Raw genomic sequence first — 16,180 nt, 5'->3', positions numbered from 1 at the left:
GCCCCGGCGACCGGCCGGCCCGCCCCCGCAGCCGGGGGCGACATCCGCTTCGAGGACGTGGAACTGCTCTACCCAGGACGGGACGTGCCCGCCCTGTCCGGACTGGACCTGGAGGTGGCGGCCGGGGAGCACCTGCTGCTCACCGGCCCCAGCGGGGCGGGCAAGTCCACCCTGCTGTCACTGCTGCTCAGGCTGAACGAGCCCACCCGCGGGCGCGTCAGCGTGCGCGCGCCGGGCGGGCGGTGGGAGCCCCTCGGCGGGATCGACGCCGACGACTGGCGCCTCGGCACCGCCTGGGTCCCCCAGAACCCCTACCTGTTCGACGTGTCCGTGGCCGACAACATCCGGCTGGGCTCGCCCGACGCCTCCCTGGAGCGGGTCCGCGAGGCGGCCCGGCTGGCCGAGGCCGACGCGTTCGTCCGCGCCCTCCCCGACGGCTACGACACCCGGCTCGGCGAGCGCGGCGCCCGGCTGTCGGCCGGGCAGAGGCAGCGGATCGCGCTGGCGCGGGCGCTGTGCCGGGACGCCCCGCTCGTCCTGCTGGACGAGCCCACCGCCCACCTGGACCCGGAGAGCGCCGCGGCGGTGCGCACGGCCGTCGCCCGGCTCCTGGAGGGACGGACCGCCGTCATCGTCGCCCACGACACCGGGTGGGCGCGCGGCGTCCTCGGGGACACCCTGCGGACCGCGTCGCTACCACTGCCGACCCAGGAAGGGAACGTGTCGCGATGAGCGCCGACACCGCCGCCCCCGACACGCTCCGGGTGCCCGGGCGCGAACGCCGCCGCGACCCGCTGCTGCGGATGACGGCACTGGCCCGGCCCCGCGGGGGCCGCTTCGCGCTCGGCGTGCTGCTGGGCGCCGCAGCGACCGGCGCGGCCGTGGCCCTGCTGGGCGTGGCCGCGTGGATGCTGGCCACCGCCGCCGACCACCCGCCCATCACCGCGCTGGGCGTGGCCGTGGTCGCCACCCGCGCGCTGGGCGTGGGCCGCGGAGTGGCCCGCTACCTGGAGCGGCTGGTCACCCACGACGCCGCGTTCCGCACGCTGGCCGAGGTCAGGGTGCGGGTGTACGAGCGGCTCGCCAGGACCGAGCCGTTCGGCCGCTTCCGGTCCGGCGACCTGGTGTCCCGACTGGTCAACGACACCGAGGCCACCCTGGACCTGCTGGTGCGCGGCCTGACGCCGCCCCTGGTCTCGGTGGTGACGGGCGGTGTCACGGTGCTGGTCCTGACCGCGCTGTACGTCCCGGGAGGGCTGCTGCTGGCGGCGGGCCTGCTACTGGCGGGGCTGGCGGTGCCGCTGGCCGCGGCCGCGCTGGGCCGGGAACCGGGCAGGCGCCAGGCCAGAGCGCGCGGGGAGCTGTCGACGACCCTGGTGGACACCCTGCACGGGGCGCCCGACCTGGTCGCCTACGGCGCCATGGACCAGCAGGTGGCGCGGGTGTACGCGGCCGACGAGGAGCTGACCCGGCTGGCGCGCAGGGACTCCGCGATCCTGGGGCTGGGCGCCGGGGCGAGCGCGCTGATCACCGGGCTGACCGTGTGGGGCGCGCTGTTCCTGGGTGTGGCCGCCGTGGCGGGCGGGACGCTGGACGCGGTGTCTCTGGCGGTGCTGGTGCTGGTGACGCTGGCGGCGTTCGAGATCGTGGCGCCGCTGCCCGCCGTGGCGGCAAGGCTGGGGGCGATCCGGGCGAGCGGCGCCAGGCTGTTCGGGGTCCTGGACACCCCGCCCGCGGTCGCCGCGCCCACGCGCACGGGCCTGGACCCGCACGGGGACGCGACGGTGCGGGTACGGGACCTGCGGGTGCGCTACGGACCCGGCGAACCGTGGGCGCTGGACGGGGTGGACCTGGAGATCCCCGCCGGATGGACGGTGGCGGTGATCGGCCCCAGCGGCGCGGGCAAGAGCACGCTGGCTTCGGTGCTGCTGCGGTTCCGCGATCCGGACGGCGGCCTGGTGGAGATCGGCGGGGAGGACGTCACGTCCTACCCGGCCGACGAGGTGCGCGGGGTGGTGTCGGGGGTGCCGCAGGACCCGCACGTGTTCGCCTCGACGCTGCGGGAGAACCTGCGGCTGGCCCGGTCCGGCGCGGAGGACGAGGAGCTGTGGGAGGCGCTGCGGCGCGCGCGGCTGGCCGACGAGGTGACGGCGATGCCCGAGGGGCTGGACACGCGGGTGGGCACGCACGGCCTGGGCCTGAGCGGCGGGATGGTGCAGCGGCTGGCACTGGCCCGCGCCCTGCTGGCGGCGCCCCGGGTGCTGGTGCTGGACGAGCCGACCGCCCACCTGGACCCGGACACGCGCGACGCGGTGGTGGAGGACCTGCTGGCCGCGGCCGAGGGGTACTCCACCCTGCTGGTCACGCACGACCTGACGGGCCTGGACCGTGTGGACCGGATCTACGTGGTGCGCGACGGCCGGGTGATCCAGCAGGGCACGCACGAGGAGCTGTCCCGGCAGGAGGGCTGGTACCGCGACGTCAGCACGGACTGACCGAGGCCGGGGAACCGGCACACCTGTCCACAGGCCCGGGCCGCGGTGTTCGGGACGGCGGACGGCGGTGCAGACCTTGGTACGGGGGCGTACTGCGCTGTGGCACCGGCGGGAGCCCCATCACGAGCATGCCCCGCCCGGCCCTCCACCACCACCCCTGGTTCGCGCCTGTGGACAGGCCGTACTCCCCCGGAGTCCGCGGTGCACGCGTGCGGGGGGCTGGCCGAAAACGGGGGGACGGGACGGGCGGCACTGGGATACCGTCCCACCGTGCCGCCCCGACAGACCGTTTGGAACGGGCGAGCCCGATGAGCCGGATGAGCCCCCTGGAGTGATCATGACCGCCCCCGACCTGCGCGCGCTCGACCTGTCCGTTCTCAACTCCGCCACCAAGTACCCCAGCATCCCCACCTACCACACCCTCGACCCCAAGAACGGGGGACTGCTGGAGGAGGCCACCGCCTTCACCGGCGACGTCGTGTTGACCGAGAAGGTGGATGGGGCGAATGCCCGTATTGTCTCCTTTCCTTCCGGGGACTACGTGCTGGGCAGCCGCGAGGAGCTGCTGTACGCCAGGGGCGACCTGATCGGGAACCCCGCCCTGGGCATCGTCGAGGCCCTGCGCGCCCTGGCCGACCGGATCACCCCTCCGATGACCGGGATCGCCGTCCACTACCTGGAGGTGTACGGGGGCAAGGTCACCGCGGCCAGCCGCGAGTACACCGGCGACCGCGCCGTCGGGTACCGGATGTTCGACTCGGCGGCCGTCCCGGCCGAGGTGCTGTCCCGGCAGCGTCAGGAGATCTCCGCCTGGCGCGAGGGCGGGGGCCAGAGCTTCCTCCCCGAGGACGCGCTCTCCCGGCTCGCCGAGCGCGAGGGGATCGAGCTCACACCCCGGCTCGCCACCGTGCCCGCCGACAAGCTTCCCCAAGGCGTCGCCGAGACCTCGGAGTTCATCGCCGAACACCTGCCGGGCACCCGGGTGGCGCTGGACGGGGGCGCTGGCGGCCGGGCGGAGGGGATCGTGCTGCGCACCACGGACCGGTCGGTGATCGCCAAAGCCCGCTTCCAGGACTACCGGCGCACGCTCAAGCGCCGGTCCCAGCGCGGAGGATGACGGCCGGGGGCGCCGGGCCCGGATCTGACAGCGGGAGCGGTCTCCTCTAGGGTTCCCCCGTGGCCAATCCTGTTCGTGAGTTCCTCGGTGGCGTCGGCGCCCTCCTGCGCGGCTTCACCCTGCTGTTGCGTAAACCGCGCCTGTTCCTGCTCGGCGCCCTTCCCGCCCTGATCACGTCACTGGTGTTCCTGACGCTGTTCGTGCTCCTGGTGGTGAACCTGACCGACCTGGCCGACTGGGCGACGCCCTTCGCCGACGGCTGGGACCCCCTGTGGCAGGGACTGCTGCGCGGCGCCGTGTCCGTGGCGGTCCTGGCCGGGTCCCTCCTGCTGATGGTGGTGCTGTTCACGACGGTCACGCTGACCCTGGGCGGGCCGATCTACGACAAGGTCACCGAACTGGTCGAGAAGGAGCTGGGCAACGACCCCGGCGAGCTCGACGAGCCGCTGATGGCGTCGATGTGGCGGGCCGTCCGGCAGTCGCTGGCGATCGTGGCGGTATCCCTGCTGGTGACGGTGTTCGTGTTCGCGATCGGTTTCATCCCGCTGGTGGGCCAGGTGGTCGGTCCGGTGCTGGCCGCCGTGCTGGGCGGGTGGCTGCTGGCGGTCGAGCTGCTGGCGAGCGCGTTCGACCGGCGCGGGCTGACGACCATCCGCGAGCGGCGCCGGCACATGGGCACGCGGCGGGCGCGGGTGCTGGGCTACGCGGTGCCGACGTACTTCCTGTTGGCGATCCCGTTCCTGGCGGTCGTGGTCTTCCCCGCCGCCACCGCGGGCGCGGTGCTCCTCACCCGCGAGCTGGTCCCCACCCCGCCGTACCGGCCGGACCCCAAGGGCCCCCTGCCGGGACCGGGCGCTCCGGACGGGCAGCTTCCCGGCGGTCCCTTCCCGGGCGGACACGGTCAGGGCTGACCGGAGCCGGACCCTCCCGGCGCCACCGGCGGCGATCAGCGTTCCGCCAGCCGGAGCCGGGGTCGTCCACAGGCTGGCGGGGAGGGCTGGTGGCTCGGTCGCGGTGGGCGTACGCTCGCGGAGGGACCTCCGTGGCCCCGTCTACCCGGGTGGGCCCACCCCCGTGTACCAGTGTCCTCGCGAACGCGGAAGGCGGGCAACCACCCGGTCGCCCGCCTGTGGATACTTCCGCCGCCCGACTCGGGCGTGCCCGTACTCACGTGAGCAGCGCGGAGGCCTCGATCTCGACGTCGAAGGGTTTGGGGAGGTTCACCGATCCCCCCCGTACGGCGCGAGCGACCTCCTGGTACTCGTCGCCCTTGGGGTCGGAGAAGAGCGCGACCTCACTCCTGCGGGGGTCGACGACCAAGTAGAGGGGTACTCCGGCTCTGGCGTACCCCCGTGCCTTGGCCTGCCAGTCGTGGAGGGCACTGCTCGGAGAGACGACCTCCACCGCGAGCTCCAACGCCTCTGCCGGCCGAATCCACTCCGGACCGTCCCACCCCTCGCCCTCGGCCAGAGCCGTCGGTATAACCAGGAGATCGGGAACGTAGCGGTCCCCGGTCCCACTGACTTCCACCGTCGCCGTCTGCAGCATGTCGAGCCCCTCTTCCTCTACGTGAGAGAGAACCCTTTCAAGCTTCCTAACAGCCCTGGCGTGCCGGTAGGTCGGTGTCGGCGACACGATAATGCTCCCGTTGATGATCTCCGTGCGGTAACCATCCGGGAGTTCGAGGCTTTCAGCCAGCGTCGGGAGGTCCATCTTCGTCTCCTCCACCCGCTCTTGAGCAGCACACGTCATCTGTACCCCCTGCGGTATCCGGAACGCTGCTGAGCGTAACGAGAGCACCGTTCCAGCGTACGCGTTTTCGGAGAGAAACCCCAGAGAGTACACGGTCGGGCGAACGCTCGGGCCGCCCGCCCGGGGAGGGTCCCTGCTACCGCAGGCCGGGGGCGCGGCGCAGCGCCGTGGAGATCATCCGCTCCACCAGGGCCGCGTAGTCCACGCCGGTGGCGGCCCACATCTGCGGGAAGGCCGACGCCGGGGTGAAGCCGGGCATGGTGTTGAGCTCGTTGACGAGGATGTCGCCGTCCTCGGTGTAGAAGAAGTCCACTCGGGCCAGGCCCTCGCACCCCATCGCCTCGAACACCTCGGCGGCCAGCGCGCGCAGACGCGCCGTGGCCTCCTCGGGGAGCTCGGCCGGGATGGTCAGGCTGCTCGTGGACAGGTACTTGGCCTCGAAGTCGTAGAAGTCGAAGCCGTCGGCGACGTGCACCTCGGCCGGGAGGGACACGTCGGGCGTGCCGCCGTCCTCGGACTCCAGCACGCCGCACTCCACCTCGCGGCCCACGACCTGGGCCTCCACCAGGACCTTGGGGTCGTGCTCGCGGGCGGCCTCGACCGCGGCGACCACCGCGTCGGCGTCGGAGGAGTCCTCCACCTTGCTGATGCCGACGCTGCTGCCCGCGCGGGCGGGCTTGACGAACACGGTGGCGCCCAGCTCGGCCACGTCGTCCAGCACCCTCTTGCGCTCGGTGCGCCACTGGCGGTCGGTGATGGCCACGAAGTCGCTGGTGGGGATGCCGTTGCCGCGCAGCATGGCCTTCATGAAGACCTTGTCCATGGAGGCGGAGCTGGAGAACACCCCGGCCCCGGCGTAGCGCACGCCCATCATCTCGAACAGCCCCTGGATGGTGCCGTCCTCGCCGAAGGGGCCGTGCAGCAGCGGCAGCACCACGTCCACCCCGGCCAGGCGCTCGGGGCCCTTGACCGGGTCCACGACCATCAGCTGGCCCGCCGAGTCGAAGGGCAGCGCGAGGTCGACGCCGTCCTCGGACACCGACGGCAGCGCTCGGGTGCCCGCGTCGATGCGCAGGCTCTCGGGGTCGCCCGAGGTCAGCACCCAGTTGCCCGTACGGGTGATACCGACCGGCACGATCTCGTAGCGGTCGTGGTCGACGACGGACAGCACGCTGCCCGCGGTGACGCAGGAGATCTCGTGTTCGGAGCTACGCCCGCCGAAGACGACGGCCACCCGAATCTTGCGCTGTTCGGACGACATGCTGCCTGACCCTATCTCGCCGTTGGTTGGAACCGGAGCGGGTGGAACCCCGCGGTGTGTCAGCTGTCCCCGCCGAGGGCCGCCAGGGCGTCCTCGACGAGGTCACGGGGGTCCTCCAGTCCGACGGAGAAGCGCACCGCCCCCGGGGAGATGCCCGCGGCGGCCAGTTCCCGCTCGCTCATGCTGCGGTGCGACGTGGAGGCGACGTGTCCGGCGAGCGTGTGCGTGCCGCCCAGCGAGGCGGCGATGGTGGCCACGCGCAACCGGTCGGCGAAGGCCATCCCGGCCTCGCGTCCGCCGCGCGGGTGCACGGTCACGACCGCGCCGTAGCGGCCGCGGTCGAACAGCTTGTCGGCGAGCGCCGACTGGGGGTGGGAGGCCAGCGAGGGGTGGTCCACCCGCTCCACCAGGGGGTGTCCCTCCAGTGCCGCGGCGAGGGCCGCCGCGCTCTCGCACTGGCGCTGCACCCGCAGCGGCAGCGTCTCCAGCCCCCGGTGCAGCAGGTAGGCCTCGTCGGGGGCCAGGCAGGGGCCCAGGTCCACGCGCGCGGAGCGAATGCGCCCGATCAGGTCGGGCGAGGCCACGGCCACGCCACCGGTGGTGTCGCTGTGGCCTCCGATGTACTTGGTGGCCGAGTGCACGACCACGTCGGCGCCGTGCTCCAGCGGTCGGCACACGGCCGGGGAGGCGAAGGTGGAGTCCACCACCAGGGCGGCGCCGACTTCGTGGGAGATCCGTGCCAGCTCGGGCAGGTCGGAGACGGTCATGGTGGGGTTGGACAGCGTCTCGGTGAACACCATCCGGGTGTCGGGTCCCACGGCGGCGCGCACGGCGTCGAGGTCGGTGATGTCCACGAAGTCGGTGCGCACGCCGAACCGGCGCAGCAGCCGGTCCAGCAACGAGTGGGTGTTGCCGTAGATGGACTGTGAGGCCACCACGTGCGACCCGGCCTCGGTCAGCGCCATGAACACCGTGCTGAGCGCGCCCATGCCCGAGGAGAAGGCCTGTCCGCGCACCGGACCCGGTACACCGGCGCCCTCCAGGGCCGCGACGGCGTCGGCGAACGCGTCCACGGTGGGGCTGTCGATGCGCGCGTAGGAGTAGCCCGGCCGGGTGCCCGCCAGCACGTCCGCGTACTCCTGGGAGGTGTCGAACGCGTAGGTGGTGGCCCGGTGGACGGGCATGCGCATCGGGCGCTCGGCGGGAACCGGCGCCTGCGGGAGGGAGACCGCCCGCGTGTACTCGCCCTCGGCCCCGGCTCCCGCCGCGGACCCTGGTGTGTGTGACATCGTGCTCGCTCTCAGACCCCGTAGCGCTCGGGCTTGGCGCTGCGCGCCATGAAGGCGGCCAGCGCCTCGGCCGGGCTCAGGTCGTGGTGCATCATCTTGACGACGGCCTCGGTGATCGGCATGTCGACCCCGTGGGCCCATCCGAGTTCCAGGACGGACTCGGAGGACTTGACCCCCTCGGCCGTCTGCTTGGTCTCCGCGACGACCTGTTCGAGGGTTTTACCAGCGCCCAGTTTCTCACCGAAAGTCCGGTTTCGCGACAGCGGCGACGAGCATGTCGCGACCAGGTCACCCATCCCGGCCAGGCCGGACAGGGTGTGCTCGTCCGCGCCCAGGGCCACCGCCAGGCGCGTGGTCTCGGCCAGGCCGCGGGTGATGAGGGACGCCTTGGTGTTGTCCCCGAAGCCCATGCCCTCGGCCACGCCGACGGCCAGGCCGATCACGTTCTTCATCGCGCCGCCGATCTCCACCCCGACCAGGTCGGTGCTGGTGTAGGGGCGGAAGTAGGCCGACCTGAACAGGCTCTGGAGCCGCACGGCCGTCGGCTCGTGCGGGCAGGCGACCACGGCGGTGGCGGGCTGGCGCTCGGCGATCTCGCGGGCCAGGTTGGGGCCCGAGACGACCGCGATGCGCTCCTCGGAGTACTCCAGGACCTCGGCGATGATCTGGCTCACCCGCATGCGGGTGCCCAGTTCCACACCCTTCATGAGGCTGACGACCACCGCGTCCTCGCGCAGGTGGGGGCGCCAGTCCACGAGGTTGGCCCGCAGCGTCTGCGACGGCACCGCCAGCACCACCACGTCGGCCTCCGCCAGCGCCTTGGGGGCGTCGGTGGTGGCGCGCAGGCGCGGGTTGAGGGCGATCCCGGGGAAGTAGTCGGGGTTCTGCGAGGTCTCGTTGACCGCGTCGACCACCGAGGACCGCCGCCCCCACAGGACCACCTCGGCGGCGGGGCCGTCCGGACGGCGTTCCCTGGTCAGGTCGGCCGCGTCCGCGATGATGTTCGCGAACACGGTGCCCCACGATCCCGCGCCGAGAACGGCGATCCTCACGTCGTCGCTACCCATCGGCTCCGTCATGCCCCCACGCTGTTCCCGCCGTTGTCGCTCTTCGCCCCGGCCTGGTCGTCGGCCGGCGCCGTGCTGTCCGCCGCGGCGGCCGTGCCGCCCTCCACGGGGGGCCGCTCCTCGCTCCCGGCGGCCGCGGCCCGCGCCTTCCTGGGGTCGTAGGGGACCGCGGGCGGCTCCTCGCCGCGGATCCGCGCCTGGAGGGCGGTGATGTCGGCCATGATCGCCTCGGTGGCCTCCCGCAGGACCGTTCCGGTCAGCGGCTGGTCCCGGAACCGGGACAGGTCCACGGGCGGTCCGGCCAGGAACTCCACGCGCTTGCGCGGGAACAGCCTGACCTTCTTGGTGCCGTAGGGCATGATGTGCTGCTCGCCCCAGTGCGCAACCGGGACCACGGGCACGCCCGTGGTGAGGGCCAGGCGCGCCACGCCGGTCTTGGCGGTCATCGGCCACAGGTTCGGGTCCCGGGTGCAGGTGCCCTCGGGGTAGAAGATCACCGAGGCCCCGTCCCGGGTGAGCGCCAGCTCGGCCTCGTGGAGCGCCTTGACGGCGTCGGTGCTGCCGCGCTTGACGGGGATCTGGCCGGTGCTCCTGGCCACCGCGCTCACCACGGGGATGCGCATGACCCCCTCCTTCATGGTGAAGGTCGGCCAGCGCCGGGCGCCGATGTAGAGGAAGTGGGCGACCGTCAGCGGGTCCGCGAGGGACAGGTGGTTGAGGGCGATGATCGCGCCGCCCTTGGCGGGGACGTGCTCGGTGCCCCTCCAGTCCGGCTTGGTCACGAACCACAGGACGAACCGGACGATCCGGGAGACGACCGCTTTCACCCACCGGGATTCTCGTTGCTTGGCCACGGGACTCCTCACTCCATCACTCCGGGCCCGTCGAGGCCGCACAGCACAACCGATTCAGTGTAGGGCGTGTTCGGCGGATACGGCCCGTCGCGGGCGTCGCCGCCGACGGCTCCCCGCCGAACGCCTACCCTCGTCACTGTCGTGCCGTACCGACGTTCCGGGGGGACCGTGACCGGCTGTGGAGAACAGGGCGGGGCGCCGCGGCCCGGGGCGCGCTGGTCCCTGGTCGTCCCGGTGAAGCGCCTCGGCCGCGCCAAGACGCGGCTGGCCCCGGTCGCGGGGGGCCGCCGCGAGGACCTGGCGCTGGCCATCGCCTGCGACACGGTGGCCGCGGCGCGGGCCTGCCCCGGGGTGGCGGCGGTGTTCGCGGTGACCGAGGACGCGCGCGCGGGCGCCGAACTGGCCCGGTTGGGCGCGGTCGTGGTGGGCGGAGAGCCCGGCACGGGGCTGAACCCGGCGCTGGAGCACGGGGCGGCCTTCGCGCGGCGGCGTCTGCCCGGGCTCGGGGTGTGCGCCCTGTCCGCCGACCTGCCCGCGCTGCGTCCCGAGGAACTGGAGCGGGTCCTGGCCGCGGCGGCCGGGCACGGCCGCTCCTTCCTGGCGGATGCTCCCGGTGTGGGCACGACGCTGTTCGCCGCCGCGCCCGGGCACCCGTTCACCCCGGCCTTCGAGGGGCCCTCGCGGGTCCGCCACCTGTCCGGGGGCGTCAGGGAGCTGGTGGTGCCGGACGTGGCGTCGGTGCGGCGCGACGTGGACACGTTCGAGGACCTGCGCGCCGCGGTGGCGCTGGGCGTGGGCCCCAGGACGCGCGGGCTGTGGGAGCTCGTGGACGGCGGCCTGTGTCCGCAGAACGCGCCCTGAGCCCTCCTGAAGGCCGGAACACCCCCCGTCCCGCCGCTCGGGCGCCGCAGAGGCCCTGGGCGCCCCTCATGGCGTCCCCATGGGCCTCATGAGGCCCTGACGCGCCTTCCTGGAGCTCCTCCTGCGCCACATGAGCCTCGCAAAGACTCTGGCGCACCCCTCCTGGGCTCCCCGTACGTCCCATGGACCTCACAGGGCCCACAAACGCGTTCCGCCCGGGCCCCTCGAAGGGGACCCGGGCGGACGGACCCGTCGCCGTGCGGTGGCGGGTTACTTCTTGTCGCCGTTGACCAGAGCCTTGAAGTCAGCGCCAGCGCGGAACTTCGGAACGAAGCTCGCGGGGACGTTGATGGTGGCGCCGGTGGCGGGGTTGCGGGCCGTGCGGGCCGCGCGCTCGGACTTCTCGAAAACACCGAAGCCGGTGATGGCGACCTTGTCGCCCGACGCCACGGTGGCCTGAATGGTGTCAAGCACAGCGTTGACCGCTTCGGTCGCGGTCTTCTTGTCTCCGAGCCGATCGGAGATCGCGTCGATCAGGTCACGCTTGTTCATAAGGTTCCTCCGGTTCCCCCTTGCTCGCACGAAATTAGGGGAAGCAGAGGCCCTTACACAAATACAAACGCCTACGGGCAGGGCGTGTCGGGCCCATCCCCACCTGCGCGGCAGCTTCCGCGGGACTCCGGTCCAGACCGGAGACACCCCCGGCTTCAGTCCCTTTTGACCCCTTCTGCGAGCCTCAAATGCCTACGTATAACCGGATTCCGGGCACGAGACACGCTGAGCTTAAGGACGGAAGACCCGTAAGCAGGCGCTCACAGCATGTAAAGGTAAAATATTTCTGGACCGGGGGTGGCCTGCGTCACACAGGCCGCGAATCCCCGGCCCAGAAGCCGATCAGTGTCTAGAGGGTCACCGGCAGCCAGGGCTTGCGGGTGCCCTCGAACTCCCCGATCTCGTCCGTGTGGCGCAGGGTCAGGGCGATGTCGTCCAGGCCCTCCAGGAGCCGCCAGCGGGTGTAGTCGTCCAGCTCGAAGGGCTCCCGCACGTCCGCCGCCGGAACCCGCACCTCGCGCTCGACCAGGTCCACGGTCACCTCGGTGGCGGGGTCGGCCTCGACGGCCGCCCAGACGCGGTCGATGACCTCCTGGGCCAGCAGGACCGTCAGCAGGCCGCCCTTGAGCGAGTTGCCGCGGAAGATGTCGGCGAAGCGCGAGGACAGCACGGTCTTGAAGCCGTAGTCCTGGAGCGCCCACACGGCGTGCTCGCGCGAGGAGCCCGTGCCGAAGTCCGGCCCGGCCACCAGCACGGACGCGCCCTGGTACTCGGGGCGGTTGAGGACGAAGTCGGGGTCGGACTTGCGCCACTCGGCGAACAGGCCGTCCTCGAAGCCGGTCCGGCTGACCCGCTTGAGGTAGACGGCCGGGATGATCTGGTCGGTGTCGACGTTGCTCGCGCGCAGCGGCACGGCCCGACCGGTGTGGACGTCGAACTTCTCCATGAGAGGTCTCTCCTAACGGGGCGCGCTAGAGGGCGGCCAGGTCGGCGGGCGAGGACAGGGTGCCGCGCACCGCGGTGGCGGCGGCGACCTGCGGCGACACCAGGTGGGTGCGTCCGCCGCGGCCCTGGCGGCCCTCGAAGTTGCGGTTGGAGGTGGAGGCGCTGCGCTCGCCGGGCTTGAGCTGGTCGGGGTTCATGCCCAGGCACATCGAGCAGCCGGCCTCGCGCCACTCGGCGCCGGCCTCCTCGAAGACCCGGCCCAGGCCCTCCTCGTTGGCCTGCTCCTTGACCCGCATGGAGCCGGGGACGACGAGCATGCGCACGCCCTCGGCCACCCTGCGGCCGCGGATGATCTCGGCGGCGGCGCGCAGGTCCTCGATGCGGCCGTTGGTGCACGAGCCCAGGAAGACGGTGTCCACGCTCACCTCGCGCATCGGCGTTCCGGCCGCGAGGTCCATGTAGGCCAGGGCCTTCTCGGCGGCGGCGCGGGCGGAGGGGTCCTCGAACGAGGCGGGGTCGGGCACGGAGGCGTCCAGTGGCACGCCCTGGCCGGGGTTGGTGCCCCAGGTGACGAACGGGCTGAGCTCGTCGGCGTCCAGCACGACCTCGGCGTCGAAGACCGCGCCCTCGTCGGTGCGCAGGCTCTTCCAGTGCTCGACCGCGGCGTCGAAGTCCTCGCCCTGGGGCGCGTGCGCCCGGCCGCGGATGTAGTCGAACGTGGTCTGGTCCGGGGCGATCATCCCGGCGCGGGCGCCCGCCTCGATGGACATGTTGCACACGGTCATGCGGGCTTCCATGGACAGGGCCTCGATGGCCTCGCCCCGGTACTCGATGACGTAGCCCTGGCCGCCGCCGGTGCCGATCTTGGCGATGACCGCGAGGATGACGTCCTTGGCGGACACTCCCGGCCGCAGCGTGCCGTTCACGGTGACGGCCATCGTCTTGAAGGGGGCCATCGGCAGGGTCTGGGTGGCCAGGACGTGCTCGACCTGGCTGGTGCCGATGCCGAAGGCCAGGGCGCCGAACGCGCCGTGGGTGCTGGTGTGGCTGTCACCGCAGACGATGGTCATGCCCGGCTGGGTCAGGCCCAGCTGGGGGCCGACCACGTGCACCACGCCCTGCTCGATGTCGCCCATCGGGTGCAGCCGCACGCCGAAGTCGGAGCAGTTCTTGCGCAGCGTCTCGACCTGCTTGCGGGAGACCGGATCGGCGATGGGGGCCAGCAGGTCCTGGGTGGGGACGTTGTGGTCCTCGGTGGCGATGGTCAGGTCCGGGCGGCGCACGGACCGGCCCGCCAGGCGCAGGCCCTCGAAGGCCTGCGGGCTGGTCACCTCGTGGACGAGGTGGAGGTCGATGTAGAGCAGGTCCGGCTCGCCGTCGGCACGCCGGACGACGTGCTCCTCCCAGACCTTCTCGGCCATCGTGCGTGCCATGGGCGATCGCCTCTCTCGTAATCGTCTCGGGCGCGTCTCGTGTGGAGCCCTGCGCGGACTGCGGCCTGACTTGCATTCCATATTTCGAGACGGCAATATCAAGCCATGGACAACTCTAGCTCATCCAGCGGCGTCGGTGTCCTGGACAAGACCATGTCCGTCCTCGACGCCCTGGAGTCGGGACCGGCGTCCCTGGCCCAGTTGGTACAGATCACCGGTCTGGCCCGGCCGACGGCCCACCGGCTGGCGGTGGCGCTGGAGCGCCACCGCATGGTCACCCGCGACAGCCAGGGGCGCTTCGTGCTGGGCCCGCGCCTGGGTGAGCTGTCGATAGCGACCGGCGAGGACCGGCTGCTGGCCGTGGCCTCCCCCGTCCTGGTGCAGCTGCGCGACCTGACCGGGGAGAGCGCGCAGCTCTACCGCCGCCAGGGGGACCTGCGGGTGTGCGTGGCCGCCTCCGAGCGCAGCAGCGGGCTGCGCGACACGGTCCCGGTCGGCAGCGAGTTGCCCATGAACGCCGGTTCGGCCGCCCAGGTACTGCTGGCCTGGGAGGACTCCGACCGCATCCGCCGCTCCCTGCTGGGGGCGCGGTTCACGGCGGCCAGCCTGGCCCAGGTGCGCCGCCGCAGATGGGCCCAGAGCGTGGCCGAGCGCGAGCAGGGCGTGGCGTCGGTGTCCGCGCCGGTGTCGGGCCCCGGGGGGCGCGTGATCGCCGCCGTGTCGGTGTCGGGCCCCATAGAGCGCCTGACCCGCTCCCCCGGCCGCATCCACTCCCAGGCGGTCCTGTCGGCGGCGGAGAAGATCAGCGAGTCCCTGCACAGCTACGAGGGCGCGCACTAGCCGGGCCGCCCCACCCCGGCGGGCCGCCCCGAAGGCGGCCCACCGGAGGGGGTCGTGGTGAAGCGCCCGGAGGCGGGGTCAGGCGCCGACGAGGTCCATCGGCGACCGCGCGGTGATGGGCGCGGTCTTGGTGGACGCGCCCTCCGACGCGACGGTGAACTCGCTCTCGGGCGACAGGGCGATCATCCCCAGCCAGTCGCGCACGGTCATCCCGGGCACCAGCTCGGTCGCGTCACCGCGCTCACCCTCCCCGTCGACCATGACCAGGGCGTGGATGCGGTTGGTCACCGTGGCGAGCACGACCGGGTGCTCGAACGCCTCCAGCCTGCGGAAGACGTCCACCGCCTCGTCCCGGGGCGAGCAGACCAGCACCGTGTAGCGGCCGCGGGCGTCGCGCACCCGCGGGTTCTTCACCAGGTAGTGGATGAACTCGCGCGTGGTGCGGGCGTGCGCGGCCAGCAGCCTGGCCACCCGGCGCGCGTCGGGGCTGTTGGCGTGGCGGACCAGGGCGAGCTCGACCTTGCGCGAGGTCTGGAGCAGCCAGTCGATCTCGGACATCTCCGTCCGCGTGGGCCGCAGCTGACCGTCGTCCAGGCCGATCCCGCGCAGCCACGCGTTGACCTCGGACCACAGCCACACCAGGGATCGGCCCACGGCCGCCTCGGGCGCGGGGAAGGGGACGCCGTCGTGCCGCTGCCCGCGGACCCACTGGTCGACGTTCTGCCTGCTCCTACCGGTGATCTCGGCGATGTCGGAGATCCCGACCAGCTCCCGGTCGAGGCGGACGATCCGCACGCCGGGCACCGTCACGTGGACGCGCTCCACCAGCGACCTGGCCGCCGTGACCGCGTCCGGGCCGAGCGCGGCCACGGACAGGCGCAGGGACCCGTGCCAGGAGGAGACGAGGGCGTCGAAGCTCTCGCTGAGGGCCTGGACGGTGTCGTGGTCGTCCAGGTCGAACCCGTCCACGACGAAGACGAACTCGTACTCGGCCATCGGCCTCGCCTTCCTCCGGAGCGTCCTCCGGTGTGCGCCGGGCTACCGGCCGCGGTCAACGGCCGCGGTGCCCCCGAACCCGCCGGGCGCCGCCCATCCGTTGGCAAACGTCAACACAAGGATACCCGGAACGGCCGGGCCCCACCACGGCCTGGGCCGCCGGAACCGCCGACGCCCGGACCGTCCTCACTCGCGGGGTCCGCCCGCGCCCCGCCGGGGGTCGTCCGGGGGCATCGGGCAGCGCCGCGCCTCCTGCCGGATGCGGCGCGCGGCCCGGCCGGAGTTGCGCGGCGTCCCGGGGACCTGGATGCGGGTGCAGCCGCAGTCGCAGTACAGACGCCCCCAGTGTCCCTCCTGCCTCAGCACCCACCCCTGTTCGCACAGATCCTTGAGGACCTCGCGCAGCTCCTTGTCCTGGTGGTTGCCCGGGCCGAGCTCACGGCCGGTCACGGCGCGCCCGGGGGCGCCGGTCCGGTCCGGACGGCTGGGGAGGCAGGGTCGCTCTTCATACGCTCCGACAGGGGTTGAGGGGCCGGGGAACCGCGCCCACCCAGTATCCCAGGGGCGTCTCAGCGCCGCGGACCCGCCTTCCGCGGCCCGGGAGGGGGCCGCGCGGTTCCGGAGGGCTTCCGGGGCCGGAGAACACGAAAGGCCCCATCCTGGTGGATGGAGCCTCGCCTGCTGGTACCCCCGAGCGGATTCGAACCGCCGTTACCGC

16 protein-coding genes are annotated in these 16,180 nt (G+C 72.8%); 6 read left to right on the top strand and 10 right to left on the bottom strand.

Annotated elements, in window-relative coordinates; translation table 11 throughout:
- The 4 genes from DQW06_RS05880 to DQW06_RS05865 form a co-directional block, all read left to right on the top strand.
- A partial coding sequence (locus DQW06_RS05880; RefSeq protein ID WP_117198104.1) for an ATP-binding cassette domain-containing protein occupies positions 1-732 on the top strand: 732 nt, incomplete at its 5' end.
- A complete protein-coding gene (cydC, locus tag DQW06_RS05875; RefSeq protein ID WP_117198103.1) occupies positions 729-2,495 on the top strand; it encodes a thiol reductant ABC exporter subunit CydC in 1,767 nt (588 codons plus the stop codon). The genes DQW06_RS05880 and cydC, both read left to right, overlap by 4 nt.
- A 337-nt stretch (positions 2,496-2,832) precedes the next feature.
- Complete coding sequence (locus tag DQW06_RS05870; protein WP_117198105.1) at positions 2,833-3,612, top strand: RNA ligase family protein; 780 nt, start codon at positions 2,833-2,835, stop codon at positions 3,610-3,612.
- Positions 3,613-3,671: 59 nt separating this feature from the next.
- Entirely contained in the window at positions 3,672-4,523 is an 852-nt protein-coding gene (locus DQW06_RS05865) for an EI24 domain-containing protein (protein WP_071621302.1), read from the top strand.
- 256 nt (positions 4,524-4,779) lie between these two features.
- Here the strand turns inward: DQW06_RS05865 and DQW06_RS05860 are convergent, their stop codons facing one another.
- The 5 genes from DQW06_RS05860 to DQW06_RS05840 all read right to left on the bottom strand — a co-directional run bounded on the left by DQW06_RS05860 (position 4,780) and on the right by DQW06_RS05840 (position 9,835).
- On the bottom strand, positions 4,780-5,325 hold the full coding sequence (locus DQW06_RS05860; protein WP_232051630.1) for a Uma2 family endonuclease: 546 nt from the start codon (positions 5,323-5,325) through the stop codon (positions 4,780-4,782).
- A gap of 175 nt (positions 5,326-5,500) precedes the next feature.
- Positions 5,501-6,625, bottom strand: coding sequence for a D-alanine--D-alanine ligase family protein (locus tag DQW06_RS05855; protein WP_013151249.1), 1,125 nt, complete (start codon positions 6,623-6,625; stop codon positions 5,501-5,503).
- Between the two features lie 59 nt (positions 6,626-6,684).
- Complete coding sequence (locus DQW06_RS05850; RefSeq protein WP_013151248.1) at positions 6,685-7,914, bottom strand: PLP-dependent aspartate aminotransferase family protein; 1,230 nt, start codon at positions 7,912-7,914, stop codon at positions 6,685-6,687.
- An 11-nt stretch (positions 7,915-7,925) separates the two neighbouring features.
- Complete coding sequence (locus tag DQW06_RS05845) at positions 7,926-8,981, bottom strand: NAD(P)H-dependent glycerol-3-phosphate dehydrogenase (protein WP_041552173.1); 1,056 nt, start codon at positions 8,979-8,981, stop codon at positions 7,926-7,928.
- 8 nt (positions 8,982-8,989) lie between these two features.
- On the bottom strand, positions 8,990-9,835 hold the full coding sequence (locus tag DQW06_RS05840; RefSeq protein WP_013151246.1) for a 1-acyl-sn-glycerol-3-phosphate acyltransferase: 846 nt from the start codon (positions 9,833-9,835) through the stop codon (positions 8,990-8,992).
- A gap of 168 nt (positions 9,836-10,003) precedes the next feature.
- Here DQW06_RS05840 and cofC point away from each other — a divergent pair, with 168 nt between their 5' ends.
- Positions 10,004-10,696, top strand: coding sequence for a 2-phospho-L-lactate guanylyltransferase (cofC, locus tag DQW06_RS05835; protein WP_013151245.1), 693 nt, complete (start codon positions 10,004-10,006; stop codon positions 10,694-10,696).
- Between the two features lie 270 nt (positions 10,697-10,966).
- Here cofC and DQW06_RS05830 read toward each other — a convergent pair whose 3' ends face one another.
- The 3 genes from DQW06_RS05830 to leuC form a co-directional block, all read right to left on the bottom strand.
- A complete protein-coding gene (locus DQW06_RS05830; protein WP_013151244.1) occupies positions 10,967-11,248 on the bottom strand; it encodes an HU family DNA-binding protein in 282 nt (93 codons plus the stop codon).
- A gap of 349 nt (positions 11,249-11,597) precedes the next feature.
- Positions 11,598-12,194 carry a 3-isopropylmalate dehydratase small subunit gene (leuD, locus tag DQW06_RS05825; protein WP_013151243.1) on the bottom strand — a complete coding sequence of 199 codons (597 nt, stop codon included), beginning with the start codon at positions 12,192-12,194 and terminating at the stop codon, positions 11,598-11,600.
- Positions 12,195-12,219: 25 nt separating this feature from the next.
- The gene (gene leuC, locus DQW06_RS05820; RefSeq protein WP_013151242.1) at positions 12,220-13,626 is read right to left on the bottom strand and encodes a 3-isopropylmalate dehydratase large subunit; all 1,407 of its coding nucleotides are present in this window, start codon (positions 13,624-13,626) and stop codon (positions 12,220-12,222) included.
- A gap of 153 nt (positions 13,627-13,779) precedes the next feature.
- Here leuC and DQW06_RS05815 point away from each other — a divergent pair, with 153 nt between their 5' ends.
- Positions 13,780-14,466, top strand: a complete 687-nt coding sequence (locus DQW06_RS05815) for an IclR family transcriptional regulator (RefSeq protein WP_019608647.1) — start codon at positions 13,780-13,782, stop codon at positions 14,464-14,466.
- A 78-nt stretch (positions 14,467-14,544) separates the two neighbouring features.
- Here the strand turns inward: DQW06_RS05815 and DQW06_RS05810 are convergent, their stop codons facing one another.
- Both DQW06_RS05810 and DQW06_RS05805 read right to left on the bottom strand, forming a co-directional pair.
- Positions 14,545-15,462: an AlpA family transcriptional regulator gene (locus tag DQW06_RS05810; RefSeq protein WP_013151240.1), complete on the bottom strand. Its 918-nt coding sequence runs from the start codon at positions 15,460-15,462 to the stop codon at positions 14,545-14,547.
- Positions 15,463-15,648: 186 nt separating this feature from the next.
- Positions 15,649-15,912, bottom strand: coding sequence for a hypothetical protein (locus DQW06_RS05805; protein WP_013151239.1), 264 nt, complete (start codon positions 15,910-15,912; stop codon positions 15,649-15,651).
- Positions 15,913-16,180 lie beyond the last annotated feature (268 nt).

The sequence above is a fragment of the Nocardiopsis sp. TNDT3 genome (assembly GCF_003427465.1).
In the GTDB taxonomy this organism is placed as follows: Bacteria; Actinomycetota; Actinomycetes; order Streptosporangiales; family Streptosporangiaceae; genus Nocardiopsis; species Nocardiopsis dassonvillei.
The sequence above is the reverse complement of the archived record's forward strand: the minus strand, read 5'-3'. Positions and strand labels throughout refer to the sequence as shown.

Excerpts from the sequence above, each read along its gene's own strand:
- leuC (WP_013151242.1), bottom strand. The coding sequence starts at position 13,626 with ATGGCACGCACGATGGCCGAGAAGGTCTGGGAGGAGCACGTCGTCCGG.
- DQW06_RS05860 (WP_232051630.1), bottom strand. The coding sequence starts at position 5,325 with ATGGACCTCCCGACGCTGGCTGAAAGCCTCGAACTCCCGGATGGTTAC.
- leuD (WP_013151243.1), bottom strand. The coding sequence starts at position 12,194 with ATGGAGAAGTTCGACGTCCACACCGGTCGGGCCGTGCCGCTGCGCGCG.
- DQW06_RS05850 (WP_013151248.1), bottom strand. The coding sequence starts at position 7,914 with ATGTCACACACACCAGGGTCCGCGGCGGGAGCCGGGGCCGAGGGCGAG.
- DQW06_RS05855 (WP_013151249.1), bottom strand. The coding sequence starts at position 6,625 with ATGTCGTCCGAACAGCGCAAGATTCGGGTGGCCGTCGTCTTCGGCGGG.
- DQW06_RS05830 (WP_013151244.1), bottom strand. The coding sequence starts at position 11,248 with ATGAACAAGCGTGACCTGATCGACGCGATCTCCGATCGGCTCGGAGAC.
- DQW06_RS05815 (WP_019608647.1), top strand. The coding sequence starts at position 13,780 with ATGTCCGTCCTCGACGCCCTGGAGTCGGGACCGGCGTCCCTGGCCCAG.
- DQW06_RS05870 (WP_117198105.1), top strand. The coding sequence starts at position 2,833 with ATGACCGCCCCCGACCTGCGCGCGCTCGACCTGTCCGTTCTCAACTCC.
- DQW06_RS05845 (WP_041552173.1), bottom strand. The coding sequence starts at position 8,981 with ATGGGTAGCGACGACGTGAGGATCGCCGTTCTCGGCGCGGGATCGTGG.
- DQW06_RS05810 (WP_013151240.1), bottom strand. The coding sequence starts at position 15,462 with ATGGCCGAGTACGAGTTCGTCTTCGTCGTGGACGGGTTCGACCTGGAC.
- cydC (WP_117198103.1), top strand. The coding sequence starts at position 729 with ATGAGCGCCGACACCGCCGCCCCCGACACGCTCCGGGTGCCCGGGCGC.